Annotated in this window: 19 protein-coding genes and 1 tRNA gene; 9 read left to right on the top strand and 11 right to left on the bottom strand. The window is 44.9% G+C overall.

Annotated elements, in window-relative coordinates:
• Positions 1 to 4: 4 nt before the first annotated feature.
• The 3 genes from KIT90_RS09490 to gap form a co-directional block, all read right to left on the bottom strand.
• On the bottom strand, positions 5 to 352 hold the full coding sequence (locus KIT90_RS09490; RefSeq protein WP_039986861.1) for a hypothetical protein: 348 nt from the start codon (positions 350 to 352) through the stop codon (positions 5 to 7).
• A 112-nt stretch (positions 353 to 464) separates the two neighbouring features.
• Entirely contained in the window at positions 465 to 1,349 is an 885-nt protein-coding gene (locus KIT90_RS09485; protein WP_285376449.1) for a D-hexose-6-phosphate mutarotase, read from the bottom strand.
• A 154-nt stretch (positions 1,350 to 1,503) separates the two neighbouring features.
• Positions 1,504 to 2,499: a type I glyceraldehyde-3-phosphate dehydrogenase gene (gene gap / locus KIT90_RS09480; RefSeq protein WP_005452046.1), complete on the bottom strand. Its 996-nt coding sequence runs from the start codon at positions 2,497 to 2,499 to the stop codon at positions 1,504 to 1,506.
• Between the two features lie 334 nt (positions 2,500 to 2,833).
• Here gap and msrB point away from each other — a divergent pair, with 334 nt between their 5' ends.
• The gene (gene msrB, locus KIT90_RS09475) at positions 2,834 to 3,247 is read left to right on the top strand and encodes a peptide-methionine (R)-S-oxide reductase MsrB (RefSeq protein WP_005439736.1); all 414 of its coding nucleotides are present in this window, start codon (positions 2,834 to 2,836) and stop codon (positions 3,245 to 3,247) included.
• 103 nt (positions 3,248 to 3,350) lie between these two features.
• On the opposite strand, the gene KIT90_RS09470 is transcribed toward msrB, so the two are convergent.
• On the bottom strand, positions 3,351 to 4,172 hold the full coding sequence (locus tag KIT90_RS09470) for a DUF2989 domain-containing protein (protein ID WP_020195691.1): 822 nt from the start codon (positions 4,170 to 4,172) through the stop codon (positions 3,351 to 3,353).
• Between the two features lie 101 nt (positions 4,173 to 4,273).
• Here KIT90_RS09470 and KIT90_RS09465 point away from each other — a divergent pair, with 101 nt between their 5' ends.
• Positions 4,274 to 4,558, top strand: coding sequence for a YeaC family protein (locus tag KIT90_RS09465; protein WP_009707311.1), 285 nt, complete (start codon positions 4,274 to 4,276; stop codon positions 4,556 to 4,558).
• 79 nt (positions 4,559 to 4,637) lie between these two features.
• On the opposite strand, the gene ansA is transcribed toward KIT90_RS09465, so the two are convergent.
• Complete coding sequence (gene ansA / locus KIT90_RS09460; protein WP_199454943.1) at positions 4,638 to 5,651, bottom strand: asparaginase; 1,014 nt, start codon at positions 5,649 to 5,651, stop codon at positions 4,638 to 4,640.
• Positions 5,652 to 5,764: 113 nt separating this feature from the next.
• Complete coding sequence (gene sppA / locus KIT90_RS09455; RefSeq protein WP_285376447.1) at positions 5,765 to 7,615, bottom strand: signal peptide peptidase SppA; 1,851 nt, start codon at positions 7,613 to 7,615, stop codon at positions 5,765 to 5,767.
• A gap of 226 nt (positions 7,616 to 7,841) precedes the next feature.
• Here sppA and KIT90_RS09450 point away from each other — a divergent pair, with 226 nt between their 5' ends.
• From KIT90_RS09450 to KIT90_RS09440, 3 genes are all read left to right on the top strand, one after another.
• The gene (locus tag KIT90_RS09450) at positions 7,842 to 9,854 is read left to right on the top strand and encodes an NADPH-dependent 2,4-dienoyl-CoA reductase (RefSeq protein ID WP_045480694.1); all 2,013 of its coding nucleotides are present in this window, start codon (positions 7,842 to 7,844) and stop codon (positions 9,852 to 9,854) included.
• A 173-nt stretch (positions 9,855 to 10,027) separates the two neighbouring features.
• Positions 10,028 to 10,576, top strand: a complete 549-nt coding sequence (locus KIT90_RS09445; protein WP_009707307.1) for an NAD(P)H nitroreductase — start codon at positions 10,028 to 10,030, stop codon at positions 10,574 to 10,576.
• 102 nt (positions 10,577 to 10,678) lie between these two features.
• On the top strand, positions 10,679 to 12,646 hold the full coding sequence (locus tag KIT90_RS09440) for a DNA topoisomerase III (RefSeq protein WP_285376444.1): 1,968 nt from the start codon (positions 10,679 to 10,681) through the stop codon (positions 12,644 to 12,646).
• Positions 12,647 to 12,708: 62 nt separating this feature from the next.
• Here the strand turns inward: KIT90_RS09440 and KIT90_RS09435 are convergent, their stop codons facing one another.
• Entirely contained in the window at positions 12,709 to 12,915 is a 207-nt protein-coding gene (locus KIT90_RS09435) for a hypothetical protein (RefSeq protein ID WP_009707305.1), read from the bottom strand.
• A 150-nt stretch (positions 12,916 to 13,065) separates the two neighbouring features.
• Positions 13,066 to 13,755, bottom strand: a complete 690-nt coding sequence (locus KIT90_RS09430) for an SDR family oxidoreductase (protein WP_285376442.1) — start codon at positions 13,753 to 13,755, stop codon at positions 13,066 to 13,068.
• A gap of 282 nt (positions 13,756 to 14,037) precedes the next feature.
• On the opposite strand from KIT90_RS09430, the gene KIT90_RS09425 reads away from it, so the two are divergent.
• The 3 genes from KIT90_RS09425 (at position 14,038) to KIT90_RS09415 (ending at position 17,662) form a co-directional block, all read left to right on the top strand.
• Positions 14,038 to 14,958 carry a histone deacetylase gene (locus KIT90_RS09425; protein ID WP_285376441.1) on the top strand — a complete coding sequence of 307 codons (921 nt, stop codon included), beginning with the start codon at positions 14,038 to 14,040 and terminating at the stop codon, positions 14,956 to 14,958.
• A 533-nt stretch (positions 14,959 to 15,491) separates the two neighbouring features.
• Positions 15,492 to 16,667, top strand: a complete 1,176-nt coding sequence (locus KIT90_RS09420) for a YjgN family protein (RefSeq protein WP_285376440.1) — start codon at positions 15,492 to 15,494, stop codon at positions 16,665 to 16,667.
• Positions 16,667 to 17,662, top strand: a complete 996-nt coding sequence (locus tag KIT90_RS09415; RefSeq protein ID WP_285376438.1) for a M48 family metallopeptidase — start codon at positions 16,667 to 16,669, stop codon at positions 17,660 to 17,662. The genes KIT90_RS09420 and KIT90_RS09415 overlap by 1 nt, the downstream gene beginning before the upstream one ends.
• Before the next feature lie 228 nt (positions 17,663 to 17,890).
• On the opposite strand, the gene KIT90_RS09410 is transcribed toward KIT90_RS09415, so the two are convergent.
• The 3 genes from KIT90_RS09410 to KIT90_RS09400 form a co-directional block, all read right to left on the bottom strand.
• A tRNA-Ser gene (locus KIT90_RS09410) sits at positions 17,891 to 17,981 on the bottom strand.
• A 139-nt stretch (positions 17,982 to 18,120) separates the two neighbouring features.
• The gene (locus KIT90_RS09405) at positions 18,121 to 19,929 is read right to left on the bottom strand and encodes a DUF3413 domain-containing protein (protein ID WP_285376436.1); all 1,809 of its coding nucleotides are present in this window, start codon (positions 19,927 to 19,929) and stop codon (positions 18,121 to 18,123) included.
• A gap of 22 nt (positions 19,930 to 19,951) precedes the next feature.
• Entirely contained in the window at positions 19,952 to 20,179 is a 228-nt protein-coding gene (locus KIT90_RS09400) for a YejL family protein (protein ID WP_009707299.1), read from the bottom strand.
• A gap of 85 nt (positions 20,180 to 20,264) precedes the next feature.
• Between KIT90_RS09400 and yejK the strand changes: the two genes are divergently transcribed.
• Positions 20,265 to 21,263: a nucleoid-associated protein YejK gene (gene yejK / locus KIT90_RS09395; RefSeq protein WP_005432897.1), complete on the top strand. Its 999-nt coding sequence runs from the start codon at positions 20,265 to 20,267 to the stop codon at positions 21,261 to 21,263.
• Positions 21,264 to 21,265: the final 2 nt, after the last annotated feature.

The following is a 21,265-nucleotide window of genomic DNA, read 5'->3' as shown; positions in this document are numbered from 1 at the left end:
GGGGTTATCTGTAATAGTCGATGACTTGCACAGATATTCTCTCGTTGTCTGATTTTACGGGAAGAGTAAAAACATTCGACGTCGGATATTGATTTTGATTGTCGTAGGTCAGCCCCTCAATCTTCTTGAACGGTTTATTTTCGGCATAGAACATCTCAATGCTTATTGCTGTTTTCTGGTTCGCAGAAACTTGGAAGCGGCAGATTCCGGTGGGGCAATAGACTTGATATCGTGTTGGAGACAATTGCTTGTATTCGGCGACGTTCTTTTCGGCTTGTAACGAGACCTCAGTGTTGGCACAGCCAAACAATAAGCTCGTAAGAAGCGATATTGAATAAATGCGGTATTTCATCGTTACACCATTATCTCGACTCGTTGTGGTTGGCCTTAGTATGGCATGAGTGATTCTTGTGTTGTGCTTTGGAAATGTAAAAAAGGCCGGGTGAACCGGCCTTTAAACTGGATTATTGCGCTGAAATCACAGTGATAAGTTCATGTGTCTCACCTGGCTGTAACGTCTTGCCTTGCTCGATACTTGGCGCATGCACTGTCGATTCAACACACATCATGGTTTCGTAGCCGTTGTCTGCCATGTCCCCCATGCCTTGTGCGCCTTGTGCCCAAGGGTTCCACAACACTGCTGAGTTATGGCCTTGGTTTTCAACGCTCAACGTGCGATCTAACACTGGGTCTTTCACCAAGATTTGCGCTTCTGGCTGAGTGTAAACACGGTCGATGGTATCAGTTAGTTGAAGGACATCACCGCCTTGGCAGATTTCACCTTCTTTTAAGCTGTCAATGTACTCAGGTCCCATACCTGTTATTTGTGCTTGTTTGATATCACCAACGTTTAGATATGTGTGTAGTGCACCTGAGAATGTCCACTCTGCATCATCAATGTTGGTGACTTTCAATGTCACCTTTAGCTCGTCGCTGATTTCAACAACAAGACGAGCATCAAACATATGTGGCCAGATGTCGTGAGTTTCTTCGGTTGGGAAGAGAGCAAGTTCGACGATCACGCCGTTGTCGTTCTCACGATGTTCAACCAATTCCCATTCTGCTGTGCGCGCAAAACCATGAGCTGGCGCTGCGATGCGGCCAAACCAAGGCCAACAAACAGGAATACCACCACGAAGTGCCGCTTTGCCATCAAAGATTGCTTTTTCGCTCATCCAGATTAGGTCTTCTTGGCCTGCTGGTGTGAACGACACGACATGACCACCGTGTAGCGCGATACCTGCCGTTGCTTTCTCATGAATAACGCGAACGACTTTAACCTGATCAACTTCAACGATAGTGACATTGTCAGATAACACAGTGAGTGCTGGGAGAGTTTTTAAATCCATGTGTTATTTCCTATAGCTGGGGGAGAGCGTTGTCGATACTTGCAGAACAGATGTTATATCGATTTTATATTCTCTCAAATTCCAGATACAAAAAAGGCGACTCTAGAGCCGCCTTTTCTTTAACGAAGTTATTCGCTAATTGCTAACTGTCTAATTACTTAGAGATGTGAGCGATTAGGTCTAGAACTTTGTTTGAGTAACCGATTTCGTTGTCGTACCAAGATACAACTTTAACGAAGTTATCAGTTAGAGCGATACCAGCTTTAGCATCGAATACTGAAGTTTGAACTTCACCGATGAAGTCTTGAGAAACAACTTGGTCTTCAGTGTAGCCTAGTACGCCAGCTAGTTCGCCTTCAGAAGCTTCTTTCATTGCTGCACAGATAGCTTCGTAAGATGCGCCTTCTTTTAGGTTAACTGTTAGGTCAACTACAGAAACGTTAGCTGTTGGTACGCGGAAAGCCATACCAGTTAGTTTGCCGTTTAGTTCAGGAAGAACAACGCCTACAGCTTTAGCAGCACCAGTTGATGATGGGATGATGTTTTGAGAAGCACCACGACCACCGCGCCAGTCTTTAGCAGAAGGACCGTCTACAGTTTTTTGAGTTGCTGTAGTAGCGTGAACTGTAGTCATAAGACCAGATTCGATACCGAACTTGTCGTTAAGAACTTTAGCGATAGGCGCTAGACAGTTAGTAGTACAAGAAGCGTTAGAAACGATGTCTTGACCAGCGTAAGTAGCGTGGTTAACGCCCATTACGAACATTGGAGTAGCGTCTTTTGAAGGACCAGTTAGAACAACTTTCTTCGCACCAGCAGTGATGTGCTTACGTGCAGTCTCGTCAGTTAGGAAAAGACCAGTTGCTTCAGCTACTACGTCAACACCGATTGCGTCCCATTTTAGGTCTTCTGGGTTGCGCTCTGCAGTTACACGTACAGTTTTACCGTTAACGATTAGGTTACCGCCTTCAACTTCAACAGTACCGTTGAAACGGCCGTGAGTTGAGTCGTACTTAAGCATGTATGCCATGTAATCTACGTCGATAAGGTCGTTAATACCTACAACTTCGATGTCGTTGCGCTCTTGCGCTGCACGGAATACGAAACGACCGATACGGCCAAAACCGTTAATACCTACTTTGATAGTCATTATAGTTGCTCCACAACTTAATTTCTGATTAAAGATAACTGGTAGTAAAATTACAAAATCCAGTAAACATCTGCAACAGATAATCGGACTTAACTTGTTTAAAGTCAAAAAAAAGCGACGCTTTTTTTAACAATTCTTCGCAAATGCTCGTTTTTTAAACTTTTAACTGGTTATTCTACATTCCAGTTGGCGTAATATAACTTTCGAGATAAGAACTCGTATCAAATTAATTACACATGGTGTCCTGGTGAGAAAGTATGTGCTACAACTGTTACGAGAAGCAAGTTTTTTGCTAAAAAAGTCATTGCCAAAAATAAGAAATAAGGAACAGAAATTGGTAGAACAAAGCGGAAGAAAAGTAACGAAGTCCGATGAACAGTGGCGCGAGCAGCTCTCTGAGGAAGAGTTTCGCGTCTGTCGCGAGCAAGGCACAGAGCCTCCGTTCTCCGGTAAACTGCTTCATAATAAAGAGACAGGTGTGTATGCCTGTACCTGTTGCAACACCCCTCTATTTATCTCCGATAACAAGTATGACTCTGGCTGTGGTTGGCCGAGTTTCGATGCCCCGATTAACGACTCTGCGGTGCGTTATCTCAAGGATTTGAGTCACGGAATGGTCCGAACTGAGATTCGATGTGCCACTTGTGACAGCCATTTAGGTCACGTTTTTGAAGATGGACCGCAAACAACGGGTGAGCGTTTTTGTGTCAACTCGGTGTCGTTAATTTTCAACAAATCCGATCAATAACGCCAGTTTTGGTAGAAAGAATGTTTCATCCTTTCAATTAATAAAATACTGAACCGTTACTGTAGAAATAAAAAACTTCCGACATGAACGGGAGTTTTTTATTTTATAAATCGCTAGGGATCATCCTTGGTGAATAATTCCCTTTATCTATTGCCTTAGATATAGATTTAGCCAGATCATCTAATTGCTCATATTTCTCTGGGTCGGCAAAGTTAAACATGCGTTGCAATTGTTGCTCGTCAGCAAGCGGGACATCATAGCGCTTTGCAACCATGGCCCATAAGTAAGCCTGTTCTTTGTTACCTAGACCTTGGTTAATGCTGGCCAATGACTTCAAAATTTCTGGTTTCAAGTTGTCTTCGTTCGACATCGATAGCGAATTATGAAGTAATGTTAATGTCTTTTGTGGATCGCGGTTGGTATAGAAGGTGGCGAGTGCGTACTGCATTTCTGCGGTATTGAGCTCTGGTTTGCCTTCCATTTGTAAAAACTGACGACGTGCTTGGTCGTCACCCGTTTGAGACCACAAGAAGTAAAGTGTTGCTGGGTCATTAGAGCCTTTTAAGTTATTGACGATACGATCCAGCTCATCAATGCTGTGCACCAAGGCATCAAATCTTTTACGTTTTAGCGCGCTTTGATCAATCGGAGTGATCTGTGACGCGAGTTCTAAACATTTGCGATACTCAGCAACTAACCCGTATTCGATGACTTGATTGGCTTCTGATGGATCTTTGAGTAGCTCAAAGCGATGCCAAACCAAATTGGTACGAGGTATGCGACATTGACCATCGTCCATATTCAAGTTTTCACAACGAAGCTGTGGGTTCTTTTGGCACAATTCTTCAGTGGTGACGTTGCCTTCGAAGCAACCTGTTAGTGTCAGGCTGGCAAGGCCTGCGAGTAACCAGTATGTTCGTTTCATGGTTTTGCTTGTGATCCGTTACACCAATTCATTTTCGAGCTCTTGACTCTGCTTTCTATACCGTTATGTTCTGTAAATAGAATGTAATAAGAAGGTACATTATGGACGCAGAACAATTATTAAATGCGATAACTCCAGAAGTCTATGAGCGATTGGTTTACGCAGTAGAGACAGGAAGATGGCCTGAGGGTACACCACTTTCCCAAGAGCAGCGAGACTCATGTATGCAAGCTGTGATGTTGTATCAATCAAAACATAACACCGAGGCGCAGCACATGACGGTCGCTGCTGGTGGCGAAATCAGCTTTAAATCTAAGCAAGAATTGAAGAAGCAATTCAGTGGAGAAGAGCAAGACATCGTTCGAGTGAACCCAAACTTGAACTAAACAACACGCCTCTTTCAAAGTAAAAAGCCCAATTTTGTAAATTGGGCTTTTTCGTATTTCGGATGTTGAAGATAACCGTTTACAGGCTCATTTCGCCACGCAACACTTCTTGCATCTTTTGCTTGATTTCTTCGTACGACAAATCTTGGCTCAAAAGGTAGTGAAGTTTTGCCAATGCCGCTTCTGGTGTCATATCAAAACCGCTGATTACGCCGGAATCTGCCAAAGCACAGCCTGTTGCGTAACCACCCATGTTAACTTTACCAGCCAAACACTGAGTTAGGTTCACGACGATAACGCCACGCTCAGACGCTTCTTTTAAATGACCAAGTAATTCTGGATTTTGAGGGGCATTACCCACACCAAATGTCAGTAGAATCATTGCGTTAACTGGCTGACGAAGTGTATTGCGAATGACTTCGTGCGAAATGCCCGGATACATGGTGATCACGCCGATAGGTTGAGGTGTGATGTTATGTACTTTGAACTCACCTTCTGGTTGCTCACCTACAGCAATGTTGTTGCTGATTTGGATGTTGATACCCGCTTCCAATAGTGGTGGAAGGTTTGGTGAAGTAAAGGCATTAAAACCGTCTGCATGAGACTTAGTGCTGCGGTTACCGCGCATCAACTGATTGTTGAAGAACAACGTCACTTCGTTGATAGGGTAGTTTGCCGCAATATGCAGTGCATTCAGCAGGTTTGCTTGGCCGTCTGAGCGCAGTTCAGCTAGAGGAATTTGTGAGCCTGTTACGATTACTGGCTTACCTAGGTTTTCCAACATGAAAGACAAAGCAGAAGCTGTGTATGCCATGGTGTCAGTACCATGCAGAATCACAAAGCCATCGTATTTATCGTAGTTATCACGGATGTCGTCTGCGATTTGCTGCCAGTCTGCCGGTGTCATATCAGATGAGTCGATCAGAGGCTCGTACTCATGAATGGTGTATTCCGGCATTTCTGGTCGGTGGAACTCGGGCATACTGGCTAGTTGTTTTTCCATAAAGCCAGCCACAGGCACGTAGCCGTGATCCGATTTTTGCATACCGATGGTGCCACCGGTGTAAGCGATGTAGATGTGTTTTCTAGTCATCGTTCTACTTTATTTCATGTAGGGGGAACAGTGGCGGGGATTATAGCGAAATGACATCTAATAAAAAGGGGCATCTCGCACAGAGATGCCCCTTTTTGGCTAAGCTGGGAAAGCTATTGCACTTCGCAGTTCAAACAGAAGGCGTACTGACCTTTTGGATCGTTGAAGCTTTGCATCATGCTCGCGTCTTGTTCAAACTGTTGCGCGACTGGCTGAAGGCTCTTTGGAAGAAAGCTCGTAGCATCGATGCCCAAAGAGACTTTCACCTGATTCATGAATTCTTGAATGAATTGCTCAGTTGGTGAAAGAGGCTCTTCAACCCAGTAGATTTCGTAGTTTTCAACTTCAGCAAGTTTCGCTGCCAGTTTCACAGCATCATCGAAGTCACCCATTTGGTCTACTAGACCGAAAGACAGTGCATCTTGGCCTGTCCAAACGCGACCTTGTGCCACTTTATCGACTTCGTCTAATGACATATCTCGGTTTGAACCAACCAGAGAAATAAAGCGTTTGTAGCCGTGCTCAATACCCAATTGGAACGCCTCAGAAGCGCCAGTAGAGAGGCCCGTCGTGATGCCGTCACCAGAGAATGGAGATGTGCCAACACCGTCAGTGCTGATGCCAAGTTTGTTGAAACCTTTCTCGAAAGTCGTGATTACGCTGAAGATACCAATTGAACCTGTCAGAGTCGTTGGTTGAGCAACGATCTTATCTGCACTCATCGAGATCCAGTAACCACCAGATGCTGCAAGGCTCGACATTGAAACCACCACAGGTTTACCTGCTTCTTTCAGCGCTTCTACTTCATTGCGAATGACTTCAGAGGCAAACGCGCTACCACCAGGGCTATCAACGCGAAGTACAACAGCTTTCACTTTGTCGTCATTGCGTGCTTGACGAAGTAGGCTTGCAACTGTATCGCCGCCAACAGTGCCGCGTGGTTGTTGACCATCCATGATTGTGCCGCTTGCGACGACCACTGCAATGTCGTTTTCTGACGGCGCGAGATTAGGGCGCATGGTCGCTAGGTAGTCGTAGTAACCAATCGCGTTGTAGCTGTCTTTACCATCGCTACCAAACTCTTTCGCAAACAGCTTACGTACATCTTGGCGAGTAGCCAGTTCGTCGACTAAGCCCATTTTTACGGCCAGTTGTGCTAGGTCACCATCTACCGATTTCATCTCTGCAAGCAATTCATCCATAGTCGGATTGAGTACTTTGGCGTCGATCTTGCGGTTGGTTGCGACGTCATCAACGAACGCACTCCAAAGTTGAGTGATCCAGCGCGTTGCTGACTCTTTTGCTGCATCCGACATATCGTCACGGATGAATGGTTCAATTGCTGACTTGTAAGTACCCACGCGGAACACGTGAGTCGATACGTCTAACTTCTCTAACAAGGTTTTGTAATACATAGAGTAAGAGCTGTAGCCCTTAATCAATACGCCACCGTCTGGAGCTAGGAAGACTTTATCTGCGTAACTTGCAAGGTAGTACTGGCTTTGGTTGTAGAAATCACCGACTGCGTACACAGGCTTGCCTGAAGTTTTGAACTCATTCAGTGCTTTTGCAATGTAACGAAGTTTCGTCAGGTTAGTTTCTGGCATATCGCGAAGCGCTAGAACCAACCCCGACACTTTCGGGTCATCTTTCGCATAACGGATAGTATCTACGATGTCGAACAGCACGTTCTCTTTCGGGATTTCGTTACCCAGAATAGAGCCAGCTACCGAATCCATAGGATTGACATAACGTCGCTGTTCTACGATAGGACCAGATAGGTTCATCACAAGTGCCGATTCTTTATCGACGGTAGGCTGACCTTCACCAGTGTATGTAAAGGCAAAGTAGAAGACGGCAATCATCACTAAGAAGATCAGATTCATCAGCGCGAGTCTGACAAAGGTGATGGTTTTCCATATCCCCTTGAATATCAGACCAATAAATTTGAAGAGTTTTTTCATCTTGTCTCCATAACGAGATAGTCATTCCCTAATCTTACAAAGTATGGGTTCTTATCTCTAAGATCTCAAAAGATAACAATTTTTTTAGCTTATCACGGCAATTCAACAATTGGCATACTTTAACGTGAGATTGACTTGTGTTGCAAAAATGTAAACGCCTGTTTGATTTTTTGGTTTTTGCGGCGTACTGTGGTCAGACCACAACAATAAAAATGGATGTTTAGTGATGTCTGCCATGTACCCAAATTTGTTAAAGCCATTGGACTTAGGTTTTACACAGCTACGAAACCGCGTCCTGATGGGATCAATGCACACTGGTCTAGAAGAGCACAAAGAAGGACTACAAAAGCTTGCGGCGTTTTATGAAGAACGTGCCAAAGGCGGTGTAGGTCTAATCGTGACGGGCGGTTTCTCTCCAAACCTACGTGGCCGATTACATCCTTTGAGTGCAGAATTCAGTAAGCCAAAACATGCCAAAGCACATAAGGTTGTGACTGAAGCGGTGCACAAACACGGCGGCAAAATAGCCCTACAAATTCTCCATGCCGGACGCTACGCGATGCACCCATTCGCGCAGAGCGCTTCGGGAATGAAAGCGCCTATCGCCAAATTTGCACCAAGCGAAATGAGCGAGCGCCAAATCAAAAAGACCATCGAAGCTTTCGCTAATAGTGCCGAGCTGGCTCAGCTAGCGGGCTATGATGGTGTCGAGCTGATGGGCTCTGAAGGTTATTTGATTAACCAATTTTTATGTAAACGTACCAACATGCGTTACGACGACTGGGGTGGCAGTTATAAAAAACGTATGCGCTTCCCGGTTGAGATTGTTAAAGCGGTGCGTAAGGCGGTCGGTGAAAAATTCATTATTATCTTCCGTCTTTCCATGCTCGATCTGGTCGAGCAGGGCAGTACGTTTGAAGATGTGATTGAGCTGGCAAAAGCGCTAGAGGAGTCCGGTGTCACCATCATCAATACTGGTATCGGCTGGCACGAAGCGCGTATTCCGACCATTGCAACTCAGGTTCCTCGTGGCGCATTTACTTGGGTGACAGAAAAAGTTAAACCTCACGTCTCAGTGCCAATCATTACTTGTAACCGTATCAATACCCCAGATGAAGCCGAGCGAATTCTTTCTTCTGGCCATGCCGATATGGTTTCGATGGCGCGTCCATTCCTCGCTGACCCTTACTTTGTTGCCAAAGCAGAGCAGGAAAAATCTCAACTGATCAACACGTGTATTGGCTGTAACCAAGCATGCTTGGACAATGTATTCAAAGGCAAAAGAGCGAGTTGTTTAGTTAACCCGCTAGCGTGTTACGAGACGGAGATTGTTGTTGAAGAGGCATTCAAGAAGAAGAACATTGCGGTAGTAGGAGCCGGTCCTGCTGGTTTGGCTTGTGCGACGACGCTGGCAGAACGTGGGCACAAAGTGGATCTGTTTGAGAAGAACGATCGCATTGGTGGCCAGTTCCGTTTAGCGATGCAGATCCCGGGCAAAGAAGAGTTCCGCGAAACCATCCGTTACTTTGCGAACCGCATTGAAGAGACGGGTGTGAATCTTCACCTAGAGACAGAAGCCAATTACGACTTGCTGACCGAATACGATGAAGTCGTCATGGCATCGGGTGTTGAACCTCGCAAGGTAAAAATTGATGGTATTGATAACCCAGAAAAAGTGATCGACTACCAAACACTGATTCGAGATAAAACGCCTGTTGGTGAGAAAGTTGCGATTGTTGGGGCTGGTGGTATCGGTGTTGACGTGGCGACCATGATCACCGAGCCAGTAGGTCAAACATTAGATGATTGGCTGCATGAGTGGGGCATTGATAAAGAGATGTCTCAACCGGGCGGTTTGTATCCTTACCCTGATGCAGTTAGCGATAAAGAAGTATGGGTGCTTCAACGTCGTAAAGGGCGTGTTGGTAAAGGGCCGGGCAAAACCACAGGTTGGATTCATAAACGTACGCTAGAGAAACGTGGTGTGCACCTATACGGTGGGGTGTCGTACGACAAGATTGATGATGCTGGCTTACACATTCATGTAAATGGCAAAGAAGAACTGCTAGAAGCGGATAAAGTGGTGATTTGTGCAGGGCAAGAATCGGTTCGTCCGTTTGAAGACAAGTGGCATGAGCTGGGAGAGAAGCTACACATTATTGGTGGCGCAGATCATGCGGGTGAACTTGATGCGGTTCGTGCCATTCGTCAAGGTGTCAAACTTGCTGTGAAACTCTAAAACGTAACCTCAAAAATAGTTTTTTCATTCGTTCTTAACCTTTTATCGCTGCGCCAAGTGCGCAGCTTTTTTTTGTTCTAAATCCCTAGAAAACAGGTTGTTATTCGAAAGTTTGGATTATGCTAAAGTGAGCTGCGTAAAAAATAATAATTCAATCAAATAAGGACTTGCTCATGGAAGCTCTCGATCTTTTGCTCAACCGTCGTTCTATTGCCAAGTTGTCTGAGCCTGCGCCAGAAGGTAAAGCGTTGGAGAATATTATTCGTGCAGGTCTGCGCGCGCCTGATCACGCGGGTTTAACCCCTTGGCGTTTTGTGATTGCTCAAGGCGATGGCTTAAAGAAACTGTCAGACATTCTTGTTAAAGCCGCTGAAGCGGAAAACAGTGAAGAAGCGGTCGTTGAAAAAGTAAAAAATGCCCCGTTTCGTGCGCCAATGGTCATCACGGTGATTGCGAAGGTGACAGAACATGAGAAAGTCCCTGCATTCGAGCAATACCTGTCAGCAGGCTGCGCGGCACAAGCGATGCAAATGGCAGCGGTAGCACAAGGTTTCCAAGGTTTCTGGCGCTCGGGTAAGTGGATGTTCCATCCTGAAGTACATCAAGCTTTTGGCCTTGAAGGCGAAGATCAAATTGTAGGATTCTTATATCTTGGCACACCAGGCTGCACTCCAATGAAAGTGCCAGAGCGTGACCTGTCTCAGTTTGTTGAGTTTCAGTAAGCTAGAAAGTGACGCTATAACTGTTCATCTGTACAGTTTTCCTTGATTTGTTAGGGCTACATTAGATAATGTGGCCCTAATTATTATGATTTCCAAAACCTTATGTCTCGTCTGTTTATTGCTGAAAAACCAAGCCTAGGTCGCGCGATTGCGGCTGCACTACCAAACCCTCAAAAGAAAGATCAAGGCTTTATCCGTTGTGGTAATGGTGATGTCGTGACTTGGTGTATTGGTCACTTGTTAGAGCAAGTTGAGCCTGATGCCTACGATGAACGCTATAAAAAATGGAATATAGCTGACTTGCCGATTATTCCTCAGCAATGGCAGCTAAGACCGAGAAAAAGTGCCAGTAAACAGCTCACGGTAATACGTAAACTCCTTAAAGATGCGACAGAAGTTATCCATGCAGGCGACCCGGATCGAGAGGGGCAATTGTTGGTGGATGAGGTGTTGGATTACTGTAAGCTTTCCAAAACCAAGAAAGAAGCGACACAACGACTTCTAATTTCAGACTTGAACTTACCCGCGGTCAAGCGTGCATTAAGCTCGATGCGCAGCAATCGCGATTTTATTCCTCTTTCTGTTTCAGCTTTGGCGCGTTCTCGCGCTGATTGGCTTTACGGAATGAACATGTCTCGCGCCTATACTTTGCTGGGCCAAAAAGCAGGCTACCAAGGCGTATTATCGGTCGGGCGAGTCCAAACTCCTGTACTTGGTTTGGTGGTACGTCGCGACGAAGAAATCGAAAACTTTGTACCTAAAGACTATTTCACTCTGCATGCATTGATCCCTTATCAAGATCAAAATGGTTCGTTTGATATTCGCGCTCGTTGGAAGCCAAGCGAGGCATGCAAACCTTGGCAAGATGAAGAAGGTCGAGTTCTTAACCGAAAGCTCGTCGAGAATGTGGCGAATCGCATTGCTAACCAGCCTGCGAAAGTCACGGAATCCGAGCAAAAGCAAACTAAACAGTCTGCGCCACTTCCTTATTCATTATCAGCCTTGCAGATTGATGCTGCCAAACGCTATGGCATGAGTGCCCAACAGGTTTTGGATACTTGTCAGGCGTTGTATGAGAAGCACAAACTGATCACGTACCCACGTTCTGATTGTCGTTACTTACCGATGGAGCATTATTCACAAGCGGGTTCTGTCACTTCCGCTATTGCCAACAATGCCAAAGAGCTACAAAGCGCGGTGCAAGGTGCGGACTTATCGATTAAGTCTAAAGCGTGGAACGACAAAAAAGTCGATGCTCACCACGCAATCATTCCAACACCAAAACAAGCGAATGTGAATGCGTTGTCTGGTAATGAGATGAAGGTGTATCAGCTCATTGCACGTCAATATTTAATGCAATTCTATCCAGCTGCAGTTTACGCGGAAGCGAAGCTCGTCTTTGATATTGCTGGTGGTACGTTTATCGCTAAAGGTCGCCAGCTTGTTTCTCCGGGCTGGAAAGCGTTGATGGGGAAAACGGACAAAGAAGACGATGGTATCGATGCTGTGCCGCCACTTGCTGAGGGCACCGTGCTGACTTGTCGTGAAGGTGAAATCAAAGATCGTAAAACAGAGCCGCCAAAGCACTTTACTGAAGCGACACTGCTTCAAGCCATGACGGGAATCGCTCGTTATGTGGCAGATAAAGAGCTAAAGAAGATATTGCGTGAAACTGATGGCTTGGGCACAGAAGCGACGAGAGCTGGCATTCTTGATACCTTGTTCAAACGCCAATTGCTGACTCGTCAGGGGAAATCGATTTTGAGCTCACCAGCAGGACGTGGCTTGATCCACGCTTTGCCAATGGACTCGACGTACCCGGATATGACTGCGCATTGGGAACACCAATTACAAGGAATGGCAGAAAGAAACCAAGCATATCAACCTTTCATGCAAGCGTTAGAACAACGCATAGACGGGCTGATGGGGGAGGTAAAGTCAGGTCCGATTCCGGAATCTCTGCGTCATCTTCCTAAAGTAGAGCGACCAGCATTCAAGCGTAAGAAGCGCAGTTACAACAAATCTGGTGCATCAAAAACGACGGCCACCAAACGTAAATCCTCTAAGTAACTCATGTTTACTTCCAATCAAGCGGCACCATCCAGTGCCGCTTTCTTATATTAAGGTCATGGCTAGTCGAACAAGTTATCGTTCTTGTCGATTGCGCCTCTGACATCATCTTGAGTTAACACTCGTTTGCCCAAATCCTGTTTTACTTGTCGTCCTAAGTCGATCAGCGTATCGCGATTCGCTTGAGTTTGACGTTTACCTGCACTTCTTAAGCAGTAATTGAGCTCATGATCTTCACTGAAATTCACCAGATCTTTATCTGCTGCCATGGTTACTCTCCTTAGCGGGGTTAATACCTCACTAAGTCTGGATAGGAAATGGTGAAATTCAAGTTAAGTATTGAGATTGGAGAAGTGGAGAATGGGCGACGAAAATAAGAACCTTTCGTCGCCTTACGTTAACTTATTGATAGTTGACTATTACCAAGGAAGTTCGGTGCCATCATAGTTAATAAACTGCCCCGAATTTTCTTGCGTGCTTTGCTCAATCACCTTTGCTAAACCATCAGCTGACGTTTGGGTGTCAATAAGCGCATTTGGCCCACCCATTTCAGTACGTACCCATCCCGGATGAAGTGCCAAAACAGTGAATCCCTCATCGGTTAGGTCATTACTCAAACTTTTAACAACAGAGTTGAGCGCTGCTTTGGAAGAGCGATAGATGTAACCACCACCAGAGGTGTTTTCCGTCATGCTGCCAACTTTAGAGGAGATACACGCAATTTTTTTCGCTTTGCCTTGTTGTAGCAGCGGATAAAAACTTTCCACTAGCTTCAAAGGAGCGATGGTATTTATCTCGAAGACTTGTCGCCATTCTTCGATGTCGGTGTTACCAAAACCATAGCCTTTAGGTCCGTAGTAACCAGCATTGTTGATCAGCAGCTCGATTGCTGGGAGTTCGCTTGCGAGTTGGGCGACTCGTTGGTAATCCGTCACGTCCAATTCATGTAGCACCAAGGTACTATAACGCGATGCTAATGCGTGTAGTTCTTTACTTTCTGTTAGGTTACGGCTTGTCGCGTGAACTTGAGCGCCTTGTTGCAAATAGAGCTCGGTTAAACTCAAACCGATACCGCGATTTGCACCAGTAATAAAGACTGTCTGACTCATGAGTACACCTATCTGTCTGATTCAATGGGGTTAAGTGGAAACAGAACCATTGTGTTAGCTAAGGGCGATAAAATCAACTAACCACCATGCACCTAACATCATCGACATGAACAGAGACATCGCGCAGAAAGAACCAAAGAAAGCGCCGAGTATCGTATATAAGGTTTTATTCATAACAGGTAGAAATTTAATTGATATTGAAAATCATTATCAATTAAATTTCTTTTTAATCAACTCTGGGAGTTGGTACTATTTCACAACGTTTTATGAAAAGAATGTCTCATGCTGCCACTGATTTATCACCCTATTTACTCGCAACTCGATCTACCAAATGGTCACCGTTACCCGATCATGAAATATCGCTATCTTTATCAAGCTGTGATGGAGAAACTCGCGAGTGAAGATTGGGGAGGGCAAATTGAATGCTTCCAACCAAGCCCTCTAAGTACGGATGATATTAAACGCGTGCATGATGAGGAGTATGTCGACTTGTTGGTGACGGGAGCTATGCCTGCGGCCAAAATGCGTCGAATTGGGTTTCCTTGGAGTGAGGCGTTGATAACACGGACACTGACATCCACCGCCGGAACGGTACTGACCGCAGAAAAGGCATTAGAACATGGCGTCGCGATTCACCTAAGCGGTGGCTATCATCATGCGCACAAAAACTTTGGCAGTGGTTTTTGTCTGTTCAACGATCTGGCGATTGCTGCTAAGCACATGCTTGATCATGAACACGTCGATAAAGTGATGATCATCGATAGTGATGTCCACCATGGCGATGGCACGGCAACGATTTGTGAAAGTGAACCCGACATTGTCACCTTGTCTTTCCATTGCGATAAAAACTTCCCGGCGAGAAAGCCAGACTCTGATCTTGACGTCCCTTTGAGTCGTGATACCAATGATGAAACGTATTTGATGACGTTTAAAGAGGTCGTCGAGATGGCGATTAACTTGCATCGTCCAGACATGGTGATATATGACGCTGGTGTGGATATTCATGTCGACGACGAACTGGGTTACTTCAACGTGTCGACGGAGGGCATATTTGAGCGAGACCGTTTCTTAATGCAGTTGATGAAAGACAAAGGTATTCCTGTCGCGGCTGTCGTTGGTGGTGGTTATCGAAGTGAACACGCGGATTTGGTGCCTATTCATATGCAGTTATTAAATGCCGCTAAATTCGTTTTTAAAGACTGAATCTAGAATGTTGAAAATCAAGGTAATGGACTCAGTTCTCGAATGAACATTTAGGGCTGGGAATCCTTTCCCAATTTTATTTTCCTAGCCTTTGACGTTGTCTAAAACAACAAATGGATGGATTTAGCTAATGCAGAAAGAAGATGCTCCTGCCTTATGCCGAGGCGAATACTAGGGGGCTTCGCGGTATTTAGATAGTTATAAACACCTTACAATTCGCCTGATAAAAAATGTAATCAGCAACTAACCTTTTGATTGGTAAGGTGACGTCTCAAGTTTTTGAGTTTTTTAGTGATAATGAGCTATTGTCGATTAAATTCACTGAGTGGGTGGTTTCTATCACTTTAGGTGCTTTCATTTGCGCGGAAATGACCATTAAACTATTTTTTCGGTGAATTTGAATTCATAATTAATATGTATTTTATAAATAATTAATGTTTAGTTTGCTTATGGCAGTCAAGTTTATCAATTTATGAATGAGATAGGATAACGCCTTTAAATTCATAAAATTAAATAAACTATTCGGACTGTATATGAACCATCAACGCATTTCCAATACCATCTCTTTTAAAGGGCGAGGAGGAGAGTTTTTTGGCATCTGGATTGTCAATGTTCTACTTTCTATCGTTACGCTCGGAATTTACTCTGCTTGGGCCAAAGTAAGAACAAAACGCTACTTCTACGGTAACACGTACATCGACGGTGATAACTTTGAGTATCATGCCGAGCCAATGCAAATCTTAAAGGGGCGTTTAGTCGCGCTGGCGATTGTATTGGTATGGGGTATCGCAAACTCATTCATTCCCCAACTGGCGCTTGTGCTCTTACTTCTGTTTTATGTCGCCCTGCCATGGTTGTTATGGAGCAACGCACGATTTGATTCTGCAATGACGAGTTACCGCAATGTTCACTTCTCTTTTAATTCGTCACTGAAAGATGCATACATCACCATACTTGGCCGAGGCTTTGGTGCTGCGCTGGCGGTCATGGTTTTCATTGGTATCTGTGTGGCGGTTGCAAGCGTTTCACAAGCTGCGTCGGTTATTTTAGGGCTTTGCTCAGTCGTCGTTATGGCTGCACTTTATGGTTGGGTTGTGGTTGGCGTTCAACGCTACTTTGTTAATGGCTACCGTTATGGTGATTGGCAGTTTAGTGGCGAACTTGAAACCAGTTTCTTTGTAAAAACCTACCTGAAAGCCGTAGCAATCGGTCTTAGCACAGCTGTCGCGCTTGCGATTGTAGCGGTCATTGTGATGGTTGGGAGCTCAGGGCTAATGGAAGCAGCAACGGGCGACTTGGCTTCACTGAATGAATCTAGCCCTGTCATTACAATGGTAGTTATGTACCTTGGTATGATTGGCTTAACCATCGGCTTGACGGCATACACAGCAACAAGAACTCGTAACTACTTGTTCTCTAAAATGAAGCTAGAAAAAGAAGGGCAAGAAGAAAACAACTTTACCTTTAAGTCTACCTATACAGTTGATGGCTACATGTGGCTGATTATCTCAAACTTCCTATTACAAGTTGTGACCTTGAGTATTGCGAGACCATGGGTAATGGTTCGTACTTCTCGCTATGTTGCTGACAAGACGGTCGTCGTTGGAGACATGAGCGAACTGAAAGCAGCAGACCAAGATTCAAAAGTGAAATCAGCGATTTCTGATGAAGTTGCACAAGCCTTCGATCTCGGTGTTGGAATCGGTTAATGCAGTTTGAAGGAACCGCGTTTCCACCAAAAAGCTCTGAGCGACACCAAGCCAGATTGGATGTCGCTCAAGCTAACTCGCTGAGTTTGGTTGTTGCTGACAATATTTTTAGCTGTGATCAGCAACATGCGGACATTACTGCTCCAGTAGGCAATTTACCCGTCAGATTTAAGCTGCCCAATGGTTGGGTTTTCGTTACCGAGCATACTGAAGAAGTGTCTCGGTGGTTGGAGGCAAATAAAAGGTCGAGCTTTGTTGATAAAATTGAATCGAACTGGCTTGCTTGGGTCGTGTCTGCGATGGCATGTATTGCCGTTGTGCTCGGGGGATATTATTACGCGTTACCTTGGGTGAGCGACAAAGTCGCATACGCGATTCCTGACAGTGTCTCAGTTGTACTTGGCGAAAAGGTACTCGAAAGTTTGGATTCCCGTTGGGAACCGAGCGAGCTGAGTAAAGCCGAACAAGAAGCCATTCGAAGCAGGGTAGAGCAGCACTTAACACAGTTAGAGGCGTTGCCTTACCAAGTAGAGATTGTTTTCCGATCTTCTGAGCTAGGAGCGAATGCGTTTGCCTTACCTGGTGGAAAGATTGTGCTGCTCGATGAATTAGTTGCGTTGTCTAAAAATCAGCAACAGTTGGACAGTATTATTCTTCACGAGCTTGGTCATATTCATCATCGCCACATGCTAAAGAGGTTGGTGTATTCGAGTGTCCTTTCTGTTGGTGTCGCCCTGTTAACTGGTGAAAGCTCTGGCATCGTGGACAATCTTGCCGGCGCAAGTGTGTTTGTGTTGTCCAGTGGTTACTCCAGAGAAGCCGAAATACAAGCCGATGCATTTGCAAGAGAGGCGATGCTCAAGGTTTATGGCGACGCAAAGCCGATGGCTGAAATGTTTGAGTTGTTCCGTAACCAAGGTTATGAAGAGTTGCCTGAGTGGTTGAGTACTCATCCAGACCTCGATAAAAGGATTGAGGCAGCGAAAGGAAACTAACTCTTTCATACCAATACTTAACGATGAGAGCTCACTAAATATTAGTGGGCTTTTTTCTTGCGTATTGGAAAGTGCCTAGAGGATTTGACGGACTTTTTCTGAACTTGGCTGAGTGTGGGGACGCCTAGTTCGGGGTTGCGCTCAACTAGGAGTGATTTAGACATCCCGAAATTTTCCAAGTGCTAAAACGACGAAAGCTCGTTGATTTCTCAACGAGCTTTCTAAATGTGGCGGAGAGATAGGGATTTGAACCCTAGATACGCTATTAACGTATGCCGGTTTTCAAGACCGGTGCTTTCAACCACTCAGCCATCTCTCCGTTGTTGACGCGAATAATATAAGGCTTTGAAAATCTTGTAAACCCCAAAATGAACCGTTTGGATGTTTACTGCACGATTTTGTGTTGTTTGTGGAGAAAAGAAACGAAAAAGCTCCCCGAGTGGAGAGCTTTTGTTCAATTAATTGCTTTTTGAATAGAAGCGCTGAAGTTCTGTCAGCCCTTGCATTAGCACTGGGAGCTTCGGTGTAGATTCTCTCAAACGCTTATAATTGTCGTCATAGAGCTTATAGTTACCGAATTTGTCTATAACGGTTGTTTGTGAGCTAGTGATAAGTGCGATTTCACGCGTGTCACCAGCTAGAATCCAGCGGCGACGGCTCTCATCAAATAAGTTACGGCCACTGCTGTAATCGTAAGGGTTTGAAGAGACACCCAACATGTCTTGTAAAAGCGTTACAGACAAATCTAAGTGGCTTGTACTGTGCGTAAACTCAGCTGGTAGCATGCCCGGCCAGTGAATCACCATAGGTACTTGGAGTTGGTAACGGCTGTAGTTGCTGTTTGCTCCCCAGCTGTTGGTATTGGTTTCGTTAAACTCACTGCCGTGATTCGAGGTAATAACCACGATGGTGTTCGCCAGTAACTCATTTGCTTCTAAAGCAGCAATAATTTCTGCAACGGTTTTATCTGCGGATTTCACTGACTGCTCGTAAGCTTTCTTAAATCGTTCGCTGGCTGGAATTTCTTCGTTAGCAGCCATCGGCTCAGATTCAAAGTTGTCGACAGTGGTAACTTCGATGTAGCTAAACCAAGGCTTTTTCGCTTGTTCAGTTAGCCATGTATTCCATGCTGCAATCGACTGTTTGTCGGTATGGGCTTGTGTGCCATCTAGTTCATTAGCCAGATTCAAGCCTCGGAAGATAACTTCTGAATACAGGTCATCTTCAAAACCATTACCGCTGAATAGACCAAAGCTGTAATCCTGATCTTTTAGTACGTCTAGTAATACTGGCGCACTGCCTTGCGCTTTGATGCTGCTCGCGTAACTGCTTGGTAAGCCATAGAACAAGCCAAATGCACCGTAAGTGTCATTGCTTGAGCTGTAATGATTCGTAAAGTTTTGATTGTCTTGCGCAAACTTGTACAAGTTCGGCATTTCGTTCTGGTTAAGTGCATCCGCACGAAGGTTATTCACGCTGATCATCAGCACGTTTAACTTGTTACCACGACGATTGAATTCAAGCTTCTCTAATGGGTAGCTGACTAAATCGATGTTGCCTTGGTTCTCTGCTAAGCGTTTTAGGTACTCTTCACGGTCAAGAAGGCCATGTTTTTCCATAAAGCTTTTCGCTGTCATCGGGTATGACAATGGGAAGTTAGAGCGTTGGCTAGTAATCGGATTGTAGAAGTAAGCATCAGCCCAAATGTAAACCAAATGGCTGGTCATAAAGCTTAAGAAGAACACGGCAGCTAAAGGACGGCCAACGTGTTTATGGGAAAGTTTGCGTTGTTTGCGCCAAACCCACTCAGAAAGAGCAAGCTGCACCAGGAAAATAAGCGGCATCACCACAAAAAGGTGTTGGAGATCGGAACTGATCGCGCTTTTATCTTCGCTAAACAACAGCTCCCAAACCACAGGGTTCAGGTGCAAATTAATGGATTGATACGCTTGAGTATCAATCAATAAAACGGTTTGACCAACCGTTGCGAATATCACTGCCACCAAGCGGAAAAGTTTCCTTGATGGCAGGACAAACGTCAGCGGGAATAGAACTAATAAGTACAGGGCGAAAACAAGGAAGCCAAAATGACCAACCCAAGATGCAGCCAGATAAAATTGCCCCATCAGGGTTTCTGGCCAAGGCGATTGAACGATATAGCGTGTACCTATCAACATCGATGCAACGATGTTGAAGAATGCAAACCAGTGACCCCAACCTACTAGTCGAGATACGCGTTCGCCGTATGAGTTTCCGCTGTCTACCATGTACTTGTTCTATTATCCGTTATTAATGTGTTTTCGGCGCTTCAAGAGAAGACATCAGTGCCTGAGCAAATTTTTCAGCAATAACTTTGCGTTGTGAAGCAGCAACTTGTTGATTTAAGACATTGGTTGCGATATTTCCCGCAATCATTAGCGTCAACTCAGGAGAGGCAGCGTGTTTATCAAGTACAGCACCCACTTCAGCAAGAATTTTCTCTACTTGTTCGTCAGTATATTTAGATGTAATCGGCATAAAGACTCTAATAATGATAGTAAAAGCGGCTTATGATAACCTACAATGCCCAACAACTTAAACCTTGTAGCAAGATAAAATCACTATGAGCCTTCATCTTTCAAACGTTATTCTGCATCAATTGTGCAAAAACGATCAGGACGAACTGGTTGTTAAACTTCGCCCGGCGTCGTTAGAAAACGATACCTCTACTGAAAACCTTGTCGCGGAACTGCATCGCGTATTCCACTCGAAAGCAGGCAAAGGTTTCGGCTCTTTCCAATCAGACAGCGAATTTCAATTTTGGCTTCAAGAAATGCGCAAAGGGGAGAGAGATTTCTATGATTTCTCACAAATTAGTGCAAATCGCTTGAAAGAAGAGCTGATTAAGTACCCATTTGCTGATGAGGGTATCTTAGTCTTTGCTGAGTACCAAAGCTTAGCAACTGACTATTTGTTTATTGGTATCTTGCCAATGAACCAAAGTCTAAAAGTGACTGAAGGCTTGGATATTGATGCGACGGATTACCTAGACATCACTAAGATGGACATTGCTGCGCGCATTGATCTTTCAAGTTACGACACAGACCGTGAGTCAAACCGTTACCTTTCTTACATCAAAGGCCGTGTTGGTCGCAAAGTAGCAGACTTTTTCCTCGATTTCCTACAAGCGGATGTTGGTCTAGATACTAAGCAGCAAAACCAAGTGCTAATGCAAGCGGTAGAAGACTTTTGTGCGGATTCTAAGCTTGAGAAGCAAGAAGCGAACGAGTACAAAAAGCAGGTTTACAACTACTGTAACGAGCAAATCAAATCAGGCGACGAAGTACAAATTTCTGAACTGTCTGGTGAGTTGCCACCAAGCCAAGATGGCACAAGCTTTATGGACTTTACCAAAGAGCAAGGCTACGAGTTGGAAGAGTCTTTCCCTGGTGACCGTTCTACCGTACGCAAGCTAACTAAGTACGTTGGCGCTGGTGGCGGTTTGAATATCAGCTTTGATAGCTTGTTACTTGGCGAGCGTATTTTCTACGATCCAGAGACAGACACGCTAACGATCAAAGGCACGCCACCAAACCTAAAAGATCAGTTAAGCCGTAACTAATT

Origin of the sequence: Vibrio sp. B172a, from assembly GCF_030248355.1 — a bacterium.
GTDB lineage: Bacteria > Pseudomonadota > Gammaproteobacteria > Enterobacterales > Vibrionaceae > Vibrio > Vibrio owensii.
The sequence above is the reverse complement of the archived record's forward strand: the minus strand, read 5'-3'. Positions and strand labels throughout refer to the sequence as shown.

Coding starts and splice junctions, on each gene's coding strand:
- KIT90_RS09490 (WP_039986861.1), bottom strand. CDS start 352: ATGAAATACCGCATTTATTCAATATCGCTTCTTACGAGCTTATTGTTT.
- KIT90_RS09485 (WP_285376449.1), bottom strand. CDS start 1,349: ATGGATTTAAAAACTCTCCCAGCACTCACTGTGTTATCTGACAATGTC.
- gap (WP_005452046.1), bottom strand. CDS start 2,499: ATGACTATCAAAGTAGGTATTAACGGTTTTGGCCGTATCGGTCGTTTC.
- KIT90_RS09470 (WP_020195691.1), bottom strand. CDS start 4,172: ATGAAACGAACATACTGGTTACTCGCAGGCCTTGCCAGCCTGACACTA.
- KIT90_RS09465 (WP_009707311.1), top strand. CDS start 4,274: ATGGACGCAGAACAATTATTAAATGCGATAACTCCAGAAGTCTATGAG.
- ansA (WP_199454943.1), bottom strand. CDS start 5,651: ATGACTAGAAAACACATCTACATCGCTTACACCGGTGGCACCATCGGT.
- sppA (WP_285376447.1), bottom strand. CDS start 7,615: ATGAAAAAACTCTTCAAATTTATTGGTCTGATATTCAAGGGGATATGG.
- KIT90_RS09450 (WP_045480694.1), top strand. CDS start 7,842: ATGTCTGCCATGTACCCAAATTTGTTAAAGCCATTGGACTTAGGTTTT.
- KIT90_RS09445 (WP_009707307.1), top strand. CDS start 10,028: ATGGAAGCTCTCGATCTTTTGCTCAACCGTCGTTCTATTGCCAAGTTG.
- KIT90_RS09440 (WP_285376444.1), top strand. CDS start 10,679: ATGTCTCGTCTGTTTATTGCTGAAAAACCAAGCCTAGGTCGCGCGATT.
- KIT90_RS09435 (WP_009707305.1), bottom strand. CDS start 12,915: ATGGCAGCAGATAAAGATCTGGTGAATTTCAGTGAAGATCATGAGCTC.
- KIT90_RS09430 (WP_285376442.1), bottom strand. CDS start 13,755: ATGAGTCAGACAGTCTTTATTACTGGTGCAAATCGCGGTATCGGTTTG.
- KIT90_RS09425 (WP_285376441.1), top strand. CDS start 14,038: ATGCTGCCACTGATTTATCACCCTATTTACTCGCAACTCGATCTACCA.
- KIT90_RS09420 (WP_285376440.1), top strand. CDS start 15,492: ATGAACCATCAACGCATTTCCAATACCATCTCTTTTAAAGGGCGAGGA.
- KIT90_RS09415 (WP_285376438.1), top strand. CDS start 16,667: ATGCAGTTTGAAGGAACCGCGTTTCCACCAAAAAGCTCTGAGCGACAC.
- KIT90_RS09405 (WP_285376436.1), bottom strand. CDS start 19,929: ATGGTAGACAGCGGAAACTCATACGGCGAACGCGTATCTCGACTAGTA.
- KIT90_RS09400 (WP_009707299.1), bottom strand. CDS start 20,179: ATGCCGATTACATCTAAATATACTGACGAACAAGTAGAGAAAATTCTT.
- yejK (WP_005432897.1), top strand. CDS start 20,265: ATGAGCCTTCATCTTTCAAACGTTATTCTGCATCAATTGTGCAAAAAC.